The organism is Leclercia sp. 119287 (assembly GCF_009734485.1).
Lineage (GTDB): Bacteria > Pseudomonadota > Gammaproteobacteria > Enterobacterales > Enterobacteriaceae > Enterobacter > Enterobacter adecarboxylatus_C.
This window is the reverse complement of record NZ_CP046445.1, coordinates 3,698,363-3,710,863: the sequence shown is the minus strand read 5'-3', so window position 1 is coordinate 3,710,863 and position 12,501 is coordinate 3,698,363. Positions and strand designations below refer to the sequence as shown.

At 58.1% G+C, this 12,501-nt stretch carries 7 protein-coding genes; 3 read left to right on the top strand and 4 right to left on the bottom strand.

Annotated features, from left to right (window positions below):
* Positions 1-96: 96 nt before the first annotated feature.
* A complete protein-coding gene (locus GNG27_RS17845) occupies positions 97-657 on the bottom strand; it encodes a YceI family protein (RefSeq protein WP_156264439.1) in 561 nt (186 codons plus the stop codon).
* Positions 658-802: 145 nt separating this feature from the next.
* On the opposite strand from GNG27_RS17845, the gene GNG27_RS17840 reads away from it, so the two are divergent.
* On the top strand, positions 803-1,213 hold the full coding sequence (locus tag GNG27_RS17840) for an ASCH domain-containing protein (RefSeq protein WP_156264438.1): 411 nt from the start codon (positions 803-805) through the stop codon (positions 1,211-1,213).
* A gap of 120 nt (positions 1,214-1,333) precedes the next feature.
* On the opposite strand, the gene GNG27_RS17835 is transcribed toward GNG27_RS17840, so the two are convergent.
* Genes GNG27_RS17835 through GNG27_RS17825 form a run of 3 tightly spaced genes read right to left on the bottom strand, consistent with a single transcriptional unit; the run spans position 1,334 to position 9,907 of the window.
* The gene (locus tag GNG27_RS17835) at positions 1,334-2,668 is read right to left on the bottom strand and encodes an HlyD family type I secretion periplasmic adaptor subunit (protein ID WP_156264437.1); all 1,335 of its coding nucleotides are present in this window, start codon (positions 2,666-2,668) and stop codon (positions 1,334-1,336) included.
* A complete protein-coding gene (locus GNG27_RS17830; RefSeq protein ID WP_156264436.1) occupies positions 2,665-4,431 on the bottom strand; it encodes a type I secretion system permease/ATPase in 1,767 nt (588 codons plus the stop codon). The genes GNG27_RS17835 and GNG27_RS17830 overlap by 4 nt, the downstream gene beginning before the upstream one ends.
* Before the next feature lie 55 nt (positions 4,432-4,486).
* Entirely contained in the window at positions 4,487-9,907 is a 5,421-nt protein-coding gene (locus GNG27_RS17825) for a peroxidase family protein (protein ID WP_156264435.1), read from the bottom strand.
* A 755-nt stretch (positions 9,908-10,662) separates the two neighbouring features.
* Between GNG27_RS17825 and nanR the strand changes: the two genes are divergently transcribed.
* Entirely contained in the window at positions 10,663-11,448 is a 786-nt protein-coding gene (gene nanR / locus GNG27_RS17820) for a transcriptional regulator NanR (RefSeq protein WP_156264434.1), read from the top strand.
* Between the two features lie 127 nt (positions 11,449-11,575).
* Positions 11,576-12,475: an N-acetylneuraminate lyase gene (gene nanA / locus GNG27_RS17815; protein WP_156264433.1), complete on the top strand. Its 900-nt coding sequence runs from the start codon at positions 11,576-11,578 to the stop codon at positions 12,473-12,475.
* Positions 12,476-12,501 lie beyond the last annotated feature (26 nt).

Below are 12,501 nucleotides of genomic sequence, written 5' to 3'. Positions count from 1 at the left end.
TGAATGAGAATAATACAAAAGCATGATTTTTTAGCTTTATAAATGGCCGATCCGTAAATAGCGCTACGACACAGGTACTATTTTCTGCAGGACATATTATCCTGCGGGGGAGGGCTTCGCCTGGATCTCAATGGCAATGGCGATCCGATCGTCCACCACCAGCGCAAAGCGATCCATTTTATAGGCCGACCGGGAGATGGCGGTGGTGGCATGCAGGGCGATCGTTTCTCCCGTCAGACGATCGAGCCGGGCATCAAGGATCACTGGACGGCTGAGATCCCGGACGGTGAGCGTACCGAAAGCGCGGTAGCGATCCGGGCCGAGCTTCACCACCCGGGTGCTGGAAAAGGTGATGGTCGGGTAGCGGGCGGCGTCAAAAAACATATCGCTTTTCAGCTGCCAGGTGAGCAGGTTATTGGAGGCCTGTAGCGTCGCCACCGGAACGGTGACGTTGATGCGGTCATCAAATTCATTGTCCGGGTTCAGCGTGACCGTTCCCGTTACCCCCTTCAGATGCGCCCACGACGGTATGCCGCCAAAGGCGCGCCACGACAGCTTGATCGCGGTTTTGTCCGTGTCGATGGTATGGGCGACCGGCACGGCAAAAAGCGGCGGGCAAACCAGCGTGACCACCAGCAGGAGAAGAAGGCGCAGCATAAGGTCTCCCTTTCACAGAGCGCAGGTTTATTCGATGTATGGCCCTGCGTGAGATAAGCGTAGAAAGACGAAAGCGCGTCGGCAAGGTGGCCGATCAAATCGTGCTACAGTGAGCGATTAAAATAGGATCTGAAAGGATTTTTCGATGGATTTTGTTGATAGCTTAAAACTGAAATATCCGGGTGCCCGGGCATGGGCTTTCGGGGACAGTCCTGAGATGGCCAACGAACTTGCGGCTCTGGTCGTCAAAGGGGTGAAGACCGCCTCCTGCTGCTCGCTGGCCTCCTTTAATGCCGATGACTCCGCCTCCTTGCCCGGGAGTTACCATATTATTCTTAACGGCCAGGACGCGCCGGTCTGCGTCATCAGAATGGTTTCTCTGCGCCTGATGCGCTTCTCTGAGGTCACGGAAGCCTTTGCCCGTCGGGAAGGGGAAGGGGATTTGAGTCTGGACTACTGGCGCGAGGAGCATAAGGCGTTTTTCACCCGGGAAGGGGTTTATGCGGATGATATGGAGCTGGTGGCTGAGGAATTTGTGGTGGTTGAGGTGCTGTGAGGGATTGCAACGCCGGGTGGCGGCTACGCCTTACCCGGCCTACGAACAGTAGGCCCGGCAAGCGAAGCGCCGCCGGGCAGAAAGGCCGCACCGCGGTGACAACACCGGCATGTGACCTTATCAAATCTCTTTAAACGCCAGCTCCAGACGGGCCATCAGCGGTTTGAACAGGTAGCTCAGGAAGGTGCGCTCCCCGGTTTTGATGGTCACGCTGGCGGGCATCCCGGCTTTAATCTTGTGATCGCGCAGCAAACGCACCCCCTCGGGGGAGACCTGCACTTCGGCCAGGTAATAGGGCTGCTGGGTCACTTTGTCGGTCAGACGATCTGCCGAGACGGTGAGCACCCGGGCGGGGACCGACGGCAACAGGGCGTGGTTCAGGGCCGGGAACATCACGTCCACGGTCAGCCCCGGGGCCATTTTATCGATGGCCTGCACCGGAATTTTGGCGTCGATTTGCAGCGGCTGTCCGGCGGCCACGATATCCATCAGGTGTTCCCCGGGCTGGATCACCCCGCCCACGGTGCTGACTTTGACATCCAGCACAATGCCGTCGATGGGCGAGCGGATCACGGTGTTATCCAGCTCGTGGCGGGTCGACTGTAACTCATCCTCCAGCATCGCCACCTCTTTTTGCTTATCCGTTAACTCGGACTCCACCTCCCGCTGGTACTGGTGCTGCACCTGGTACGCTTTGATCCGCAGTTCGTTCTGCTGCGACTTGAGTTTGGCGATGTTGAGAATATCCTCCGAGACGGTGCTGGAGATCTCCGCCGCCTCACGCTCCAGCACCATCAGCTGGGCTTTGGGATAGTAGTTCTTCTCGCTCAGCGCCCGGATGGCCCCCAGCTCTCTGTTGATTAGCGTGAACTGATGCTCGCGGTAGCCTTTAATCTTATTGAGGTTCTCCGTCTGCCCGACCAGCCCGTCGAGGGACTCGTCGATCATCGACAGCTCATCCTGAATATTTTTCCGCCGGGTCTCAAAGAGTTTGGCCTGGAGCTGCTGGCTCTCCGCCAGGCGTTTATTGTTGGCGAAGTTTTTGAGCAGGGTTTCGCTGAAGGTGATGCTCTCTGCGCCGTTTCGCTCTGCCAGCAGCCGGTCTTCGCTGGTTTTGGCGGAGATATACTGGGCACTTAACGCGCTGTAGCGCATATCCAGCTGCAGAGTGTCGAGGCGCATTAACACCTGGTTCTTTTTCACCGCTTCCCCTTCCTTCATAAAGATATCGGTCACCCGGCCGCCGCTTAAGTGCTGGATGGTTTTGCGGTTGCTGGAGACCGTCACCGTGCCGTCGGCCACCACCCCGGCATCCAGCGGCGCTTTCACTGCCCAGAGTAAAAACCCGCCGACGGCAATGAGGATCACCGCCAGGCCGCGAATCAACGGCGGCCAGATATTGATATCGACGAGGTCGGCGTCTGGCATCTCAGGGCCTTTATTCTTCTTGTTCATGATAATGCCTCACGTGGGGATGGTTGAGTTTCAACAGGTGCCGGGCTTTCGGCTGCGGGTGCGACGGGGACCGATTTCAGCATGTTGGCCTGGCGCAGGTTGGCAAACACCTGCTCCCGCGGGCCGAAGGCCTGAACGGCACCTTCATTAATCAGCAGCACTTTATTCACTACCCCCAGCAGGGTCGGACGATGGGAGATCAGCACCACCGTCTGCCCCTGAGCGCGCAGGGCATTGATGGCCTTGATCAGGGCCATCTCTCCGGCGTCGTCGAGGTTGGCGTTGGGCTCATCGAGGACGATAAAAGCGGGGTTGTTGTACACCGCCCGCGCCAGGCCGATGCGCTGACGCTGCCCGCCGGAGAGCTGATGGCCGCTGGCGCCAAGCGGGGTGTCGTAGCCCTGCGGCAGCCGCAATATCATCTCGTGAACCCCGGCCAGCTGCGCCGCGGCCACGATAAGCTCGCTGTTGGCCTCGCCAAAGCGGGCGATGTTCTGGGCGATACTGCCGTCAAACAGCTCCACGTCCTGCGGCAGATAGCCCATCGACGGGCCGAGCAGGGTTTTATCCCACTGGCAGATGTCGGCGCCATCCAGCCGCACTTTACCGGCCATGGGCTGCCACACCCCCACCAGCAGCTTCGCCAGCGAGCTCTTGCCGGAGGCGGAAGGGCCGATGATCCCCAGCACTTCGCCCTGTTCGAGCTGGAACGAGACGTTGCGCAGGGTGGCGACTTTCTGTCCCGGAGGGGCGGCAAACACCGCTTCGACGCTGATGACGCCTTTCGGGGTCGGCAGGGTGAGGATCGCTTTCGGCGCCGGGTACTCTTCCAGCAGGCGGGTGAGCTGCTTCCAGCTGCTGCGGAACTGCACAAACTGCTTCCAGCTGCCGATGATCTGCTCCACCGGGCTCAGCACGCGTCCGAGGATGATCGAGGCGGCAATCATCAGCCCGGGGGTGATTTCACCGGCGATCACCAGCAGGGCACCGGCTCCCAGCGACACGGACTGTAGCAGCACGCGGACAAACCGGCTCAGGCTGCTGTAGACCGCCGATTTATCGGCAATGTGGGTCTGGATCACCATCACTTTGGTATGGCCTTCCAGCCAGTGCTTTTTCAGGGTGGCGAGCATCCCCATCGCTTCGATGGTGTCTGAGTTCTGCAGCTGCTTGTTAAGGATGATGGAATTGCTGACGCTCAGCATCTGCGCCTGTTGAATCGGCGTTTTGGTGGAGAGCTCCGTGAGCAGCGTCAGGCAGAGTAAAATCAGGATCCCGCCGAGGGACAAATAACCCAGCAGGGGATGGACCAGGAACGCCACCAATAAATAGAAGGGCGTCCAGGGAATATCGAGCAGGGCAAACAGACTGTTGCCGGAGAGGATCTGGCGGATCTGCGCCAGCTCGTTCAACGCCTGCGCCGGGTTATTATCGCCCGTCGCAATTTTGCGCTTAAAGGCGGCATTAAAGACCAGCTGATTTAACTTCACGTCGAGACGGTTGCCCAGCCGGGTCATCACGCTGGAACGGGCGAACTCAATCATTCCGATGACGGTATATAACCCGATAATCAGTAACGTGAGCATCAGCAGGGTGGTGGTGTTCTGGCTGGCCAGAACCCGGTCGTACACCTGTAGCATATAAATTGCCGGCGCCAGCATAAGCATATTTATCACGCTGCCAAAAAACAGCAGGGTAATAAATGCAGGCCTGGTCCCCTTGAGGGCTTTTTTCAGTTCTGTTGACTTATACTGGCGCGGCATAGGGTGCTCCTTATTAAATCAATGAGGTCTGTCTGCTATTTATTGACGTCGTGAGTTAACTGAACTGGAAATCAGTTCCTGTTATTGAGCTCACCGCCGTATTCAGTAAGGTGATTCGTTCACCACTCGCGAAGCTCAGAACCGTCGACGTCCCATTGGCCGTTACCGAGATGCTGTTAAGGTAATTGCCCGCAGTAAGACCCCTGCCTGCCAGGTTAATGACGTCCTGACCCCCGGCCGCGTTACTGTCGAAATCGGTAATGATGTCCTGCCCGAAAGAGGCGCCGAAGATAAAGACATCGTTGCCGCCTGCGCCGGTGAGGGTGTCATTTCCGCCCGCGCCGTTCAGCCGATCTACGCCCGTACCGCCGGTGATAGTGTTCGCCAGGGCGTTACCGGTCCCGGTGAAGCCACCGTTGCCGGTAAAGGTCAACACTTCGACGTCCTGGCTCAGGGTAAAGGTGTTGAGACTGACCCGGACGGTATCGGTCCCGCCGTTGACCCCTTCCACCACCGTATCGCCCGCGTTATCCACGGTATAGAGATCGTTTCCGAGTCCGCCGGTCATGGCGTCGGCACCCTGGCCGCCGTCAAGGCTGTCGTTACCGTTCCCACCGATCAGGGTGTCGTTCCCGGCCAGACCGAACAGGGTATCGTCGCCATCCATCCCGTTCAGGGTGTCGTTCCCTCTGCCGCCGGTCATGGTGTTGGCCAGCGCGTTGCCGGTACCGTTGAAGTTGCCTGTTCCGGTATAGGTCAGGTTTTCAAGGTTATCGGCCATCACGTAGCTGGCGGCGGTGACCTCGACCAGATCGGTCCCAGCGTTGGCCCCCTCCGTGATAACGTCGCCTGCGTTATCCACGTGATAGGTGTCGTTGCCGACGCCGCCCGCCATCTGGTCAGCACCCTCGCCGCCGTCCAGATCGTCATTGCCCGTCCCGCCGATCAGCACGTCGTCCCCCGCCAGGCCGAGCAGGGTATCGTTACCCGCGCCGCCGTCGATGTAGTCACTGCCGGATGTGCCGAACAGGGTGTTGGCCCCGTTGTTACCGGTCAGCAGATTACCGACCAGCTGGGTCGGGGCTGAGGTCAGGGTCACCGACGGGTTGCCCTCATCGTCGGTCACGGTGACGATCACCCGCAGCTGCCGCTCTACCGTCGCCTGGGTCGGAATAAAGGTGGCCGCCGTGGCCCCGGCAATGTTGACGAAGCCCAGACCGGCACTCATCTGCCACTGGTAGCGGAAGTTGTTGCCGTTGGTCAGGCCATCGCCATCGGTAATGCCCGAGACGTCAGCCGTCAGGGCCAGGGTGCGGGTCGGCGTCAGGTCGCTGACCACCGGCACGCCGCGAGTCGGTTGATCCCGTGGTCCTACCGTGCCAGTGATCGCCGACACCAGGGATTCGGCATCGCCCATCCGGTCGGTGAAGCTGGCGGTCACCCGCAGCTGCGACCCAAAGAGGTTATTGCCCACCCGGAACTCGGTGCCGGTGGCCTGGTCGAGCCACTGGCCGCCTATCAGCGCCTGCCAGGTGTAGGTGATCGGCAGGTTGTCCGCCAGGCCATTGCCATCCGCCAGGTTAGCGGTGCTGACCCGCAGCAGATCGCCCACCCCAGGCGCCTTATTGCTGATATTGACGTCGCCGGTGGCCTTTTGCGATGTCACCCACAGCTGGGTGTTGTCGCCAAACTCCAGTTTTTCGATATTCAGCAGGCGGTCGGTGCCGTCACCTAAAGGCAGGTTGGCGGAGACGGTGGCGTGGTTGACCGTCAGGCTGCCGTCGGCGTTGCGGGTAAAGTTGTAGTTACCGTTAACGTCGCGGTAGAGCGCAACGTCGGTTTCGCCATTGTTACCGTCATTGAGGATCTCACGCACGATGTGCAGCTGCCCCGGGTTGATCACGCGGTTCAGCATGTCGGCATTGAGTTCCTTCATGCTGTCGACGCTCTTGATGACCCCGCCCTGTGCGTCCCTGACTTCAATCCGCACGTTCAGCCAGGCGTCGCCATCGATGATGTCATTCCCCGCTTTACCCATGATGCGGTCGCTGCCGCCGCCGCCGAGAATAATGTCCGCGCCGTTGTCCGGGTTCAGCACCACGCCATCCACGGCGCCGTTGATCAGATTGCTGCCGACCACCTTATCGAGGCCGTTGATCCGCGCCACCCCTTCCAGGGTGAGGTTGTTGGAGAGCGGCGTTCCCTGAACCGGGGCGGTACCAAGCGGCTGATCGGTCCCGGTGAGCACGTCGTCAAATTTCCAGCCCGACAGCCCCTCCACCAGGTCGAAGCGATCCCGCAGGATAAACTCCTGCTGGTTAACGAAGATCGGAATGCCGAGGTCAGAGTTGGCGCCGACAACGTCGCCCTTATGGATTGCCCAGTCGAAGCCCGCCATCCCGTTGTTACGCTGGATGCCCGCCCCCTGGACCATGATGTCATCGCCCGCTTCGCCGTCGTAGTCAGTGTCGTTCCCCTGACCGTTCAGCACGTCGTGACCGACAATGGTACTGTTGAAGAACAGTTCGGAGTTTTCACCCGTCAGGGAGTCAAAGCCGTCGCCGCCTTCAATCCAGTCATCACCTTCGTTCCCCAGCAGCGCGTCGGCACCGGAGCCACCCATGATGAAGTCATTGCCCAGACCGCCAAACACCTCCTGCGCATCCTCGCCCACCACAATAAAGTCCTGGCCGCTGCCGCCGAAGCTCAGGTCGTTACCGTTGCCGGAGAAGATGACGTCGTTTCCGGCATCGCCGTGCAGGAAGTCCGCTCCGCCAACCGGCGTACCGGTGTCGGTGATGATGTCGTCCCCGTCGCCGCCGTGCACGGTATCGGCTTCATCGCCGCCGTCGAGACGGTCGTTGCCGCCGTCGCCCCACAGGCTGTCGATCCCTTTACCGCCGATTAAGGTGTCGTTACCGGCAGAGCCCCCCAGTACTACGTGCCCGTCGCCGATGTATTTCAGGTAAGCGCCATCCGCCTTGCCATCGCCGTCAACGTCCGCCCCGGCCGCTTTGCGTACCACCAGCGGGGTGAGCAGGTCTTTCAGCGCATTACCCCATTTAGGATCGGCGCCAATCTGTACCCCGGTGTTCACTTCCAGAATATGATCCGGGGTCATGAACAGTTTCGCATGCACGTGAGAGGAGCCTTCATTGCCGAGGTCGCTGTTACGCATCACCAGGGCGGCAAAGGAGTTGGCCTCCAGCTGGGTCAGCATGTTCAGGCCCTGGGTACGGCTCAGGTAGTAGAAGCGGTCCCCGTCCTGCAGCATCTCCATCTGCGTCTCAAAGACGAAGTTGAAGGTGGATCCGAGCATGCCGCCGAACTCATTTTTCCGCTCTGCCAGGCCGCCAATCCAGAAGTCGACCATGTTCAGGCCCGTTTCTTTGTTAGCCCATGCGCCCGTGCTGTTGAAGAAGTCAAACGCATCGGCGCGCCGTGGATCGTTGGCATCACCAAACAGCAGGAAATCTACCGCTGCGCGTTTACCTTCGATGGTCTGTGCATCCAGGATCAACTGATGCTGTCCGTAGGCGGCCATAAAGTTGAGGATCGAGGCGGTATTTTTCAGGTAAACAGCAAAGTCACCCCAGCTCTCGTAGGGTTTCAATTCGCTGTTGCCCGTCAGTTCGAAGAACTGCGCACGGGCCTGATTGAGGGTGGGCATAAAGGTGTCGCGGCCGCGGGCGATGTTAAGTGCGCCGAGATCCAGCGGCAGACCGACCAGGTTATTGCGCAGGGCACCGGTCAGGAACTCATCGATTTCGTTGCCCACCTGACGGGTCATCCCGCGCACAATCGCGCCGATAGCGGCATGACTTTCCATCGAGCCGTCGTTATCGAAGGCCAGTGGGTTAAGGAAGGCCTGAATAAGCCCCAGGTCGTCACTTGCCATATCCATGCCGATACGATCGACGCTCTCGGTGAGCATCGAGTGGCCGAAGCGGTAGACCACGTGGGCGAACTCGGCGAAGATCGCCGGGTTGATGTCGGCGGTGTTCGAGAAGACAAAGGGGTCGACCGCCGGCTGGACGGCGCGGGCAAACTCTTCAAATACCAGGTGCTGGTATTCCATCTCGGTCGTGAAGCGACCGGCCTGGAACAGGTATTCGCCGTTCCACACCAGGGTGCTGGTATCCGCCGGGATCTCGGTGATCTGGTGGTTCGGCATCAGCCACTGGTTGATCACGCTGACATCACCCGACCCCAGAATGGTGGCTTTGTACTGCTCCACCAGACGGTTATGTTCGTCGTGGAACACCGAGTGCACCGCGGTTAAGCCGATGTTCTCGTTGCCGCGACCGTCACCGGTAATGAAGTGGCGATCGAGCAGTTCGTTGTCGTAGGTGCCGGCTTCTGGCGCGCCGCCAATCACATCGTTGGCATCGGCCAGCAGGACGCCGTTGGCGTCAACTTTCGGCACGGCGGTGTGGGCGATGTCATCGAGGAAGGCATGGCCGGTACGCAGGGTGTCAGAAGGCAGTAAGCCGCCGTTGGCCTCAACCAGCCCGTGGAGGGTAACAATCTGCACCTTGCCGTTGGCGCTTAACATCAGGTTGCCGTAGCGGTCGGTAGCCAGCAGCGGCACGTTGAAAATATCCGCATCGGTCAGCTGAATACCAAGGAATTGCAGGGCATGAGCTTTGACCTCCCCCCAGGTGGCGATCCCGTGCGCGCCATCCAGCAGATTACCGGTGGGCTCAGGCTTGCCATCAATGATGGTGAATTCGCGCAGGAAGATCTGGTGCGACGGATGGGAGGTGTAGGTCTGGTTCTGATCGATCCACGGGGTGGTGGTGTTCACCGTATTATGGGTGGCATCCACTTTAGCCCGGGTGAGGATCATGAAGTTCGTCGGGGAGCCCTCTTTGTACAGCGGATCGTCAGGCATCAGCGGAATAAACACGATCCCGTTGCCCTCTTTGGGGATCAGATCCAGACCGTGGTCAAAGAACTGGCCGAAGAAGGTCATCCAGCCGTTGAAGGCGGGCGACAACCCGACATCCGGGGAGAGGTTAGGGATGGACAGACTGCCGTTCTCGCTGGTGCCGCCCCCGGGGGCGTCTTTGAGTCCTTCCGCCGCATCCACTGCCGCCGGGTTATTGGCGGTCTGGTCGGAAATAATATTACTGATGGTGCGCGGGTCGGAATCGGTCACCACGCCGTTAGGGCCGGAGGTACTCAGATATTTGGCCAGCTCTGGATTGTTCTGAATGGCTTCCAGATCCAGCGGCACCAGCCTTGGCATGGTCTGGTCGGCAGAGCCGTACATCTCCTGACCCGGTAACAGGTTGTTCCAGGAGCCGTCCACGGTACGTATGCCGTACGGGAGCAGCGGGTCACCTACCGCATCACGCAGCGCGTCGCCGTTGACGGTGCCATCGGCATTCGTGGCGGATTCGGAGATCTTGATCTGCTTGAGAATAAATTCAAGGTCATGCAGCGTGACAGTAAAATCATATTGTTCGGCCATAATTAATTACCTCAATCTTGAATCGCTATCATCATTGCTTTTCGCTGTTTAAAAATTATGCGAAAAGAACGTGCCGGGTCGTGCGGGATTAATCCAGGGTCGGTGATTGCATTAATGCGCTCCGTGTTAAGTCGTTAATGACAGTGTCCTTTCCCCGTTATTACCGGGGTTGCAGGGGTAAATTTTGGGTAAGTTTATTTATCCCTCCTATGGAGAGATAAATAAAATCACTGACGGACTCGACGCTTCGAATGTGCAAACACATTCAAAAGGTTAGGGCCACAGACATGACAAGGTTTTAGCGGGGCTTAACGAATGTTTAAAAGTGTTATCACATGTTACTGTCTCGCTATTGAGATAACTATGAAGGGTCTTTATCTTCCCACAATAATACTTTTTTATGAGCACTCAGAGGCGCGGTTATTATTTTTTCTACGCCATTTTTGCAGAGTTGTACAAATTGAATGACGCTGTCTATATTTTCGAAATTATTTTCCCGGCTATTTCTGTGAAATGTTAAAGTTATTTAGCAGGCGAATTTATTTTTTTAAATTCCTGGGGCGGTAACAACAATATTACCCTGCGAAGGAATATTTGAACGGTTGGTCAAATTTAATAATAGCCAGTGAATATTTAATCGTTTCTGTAATTGATAATTATTCAGGGTGTATTGCTTCCGTTCGCATATCACCTGGCAGGAAGGCCTGTGTTATGATAAAGAACTCTTTAACTCAACTTCTTACGATGTAACGTCTATGACTTTGTCCCGCGAAAAACAGGCAGAAACCTCCCCGGAAACCATTGGGCGTGCATTACGCCGTCGTCCGCTGGCGCGCAAGAAATTGTCCGAGATGGTGGAAGAAGAGCTGGAGCAGATGATCCGTCGCCGGGAGTTCGCCGAAGGGGAGCAGCTTCCTTCCGAGCGTGAGCTGATGGCCTTTTTTAACGTGGGTCGGCCCTCGGTCCGCGAAGCGCTGGCAGCGTTAAAACGCAAAGGGCTGGTGCAGATCCAGAACGGCGAGCGCGCCCGCATTTCGCGGCCGTCTGCGGATACCATCATCAGCGAGCTTTCCGGCATGGCGAAGGATTTTCTGGCCCATCCGGGCGGAATTGCCCACTTCGAGCAGCTGCGCCTGTTCTTTGAATCCAGCCTGGTGCGCCATGCCGCCCAGCATGCCAGCGAGGCGCAGATCGCCCTGCTGGAAAAAGCGCTGGAGCTGAACAGCCAGTCGCTGGATGACAACGCGCTCTTTATCCGCTCTGACGTCGAGTTTCACCGCGTGCTGGCGGAGATCCCCAATAACCCTATCTTTATGGCCATCCACGTGGCCCTGATCGACTGGCTGATCGCCGCCCGTCCTGCGGTGCCTGAGCAGGCGCTACGCGAGCATAATAACACCAGCTATCAGCAACATATCGCCATTTTTAAGGCGATCCGCAGCCAGGATCCCGATGCGGCTGAACAGGCCCTGCAGGCGCACCTCACCAGCGTTTTCGCCACCTGGCACGCCTTCGATCAGAACAAGAAGCGTCGCAAGTAGTCCCCACGATCGTTTAGTGAACTGGATCGCGTTCTGAGCATTTCGATGATCTTTGTTTTGGTCTTGCTGGTATAACAGGTATAAAGGTCTACAGTCATAACATCATCACCACACACTCGAGGTTTGTATGTCAGTTACGCTGAAAGGGGTTATGCCCGCGCTTCTTACACCGTTTAATGACCAGCAGCAGCTGGATACCCAAAGCCTGCGCCAGCTGGTGCGGTTCAATATTGCCCAGGGGATGGACGGTCTCTACGTCGGGGGTTCCACCGGCGAAGCCTTTGTGCAGAGCATCGCGGAACGTCAGGAGGTGCTTGAAATCGTGGCCGAAGAGGCGAAAGGGAAAATTACCCTGATTGCTCACGTCGGCACCGTCAGCACCCATGAAAGCCAGCAGCTCGCCCAGGCCGCCAGCCGTTTTGGCTATGACGCCGTCTCTGCCGTGACGCCGTTCTACTATCCGTTCAGCTTTGAAGAGCACTGCGATCACTACCGCGGGATCGTTGATTCTGCGGAAGGGCTGCCGATGGTGGTGTACAACATTCCGGCCCTCAGCGGGGTGAAGCTCTCTCTGGATCAGATCAACACCCTGGTCACTCTGCCGGGCGTGGGCGCCCTGAAGCAGACCTCTGGCGATCTCTTCCAGATGGAGCAGATCCGCCGGGCACACCCGGATCTGGTGCTCTACAACGGCTACGATGAGATCTTCGCATCCGGCCTGCTGGCGGGGGCAGACGGCGGGATCGGCAGCACCTATAACATCATGGGCTGGCGTTATCAGGGGATCGTGAAAGCCCTGAAAGAGGGGGATATCGCCACCGCCCAGGCGCTGCAGACAAAATGTAATGAGGTTATCGACCTGCTGATCAAGGTCGGCGTGTTCCGCGGCCTGAAAACCGTTCTGCACTACATGGGCGTGATTGAGGTTCCGCTGTGCCGCAAGCCGTTTGCGCCGGTTGATGAAAAATATCTGCCCGCGCTGCGGACATTAGCGCAACAACTTCAACAAGAAAAAGAACAAGGTTAAGACAACGCCTGATGCTGGGCCTGTCC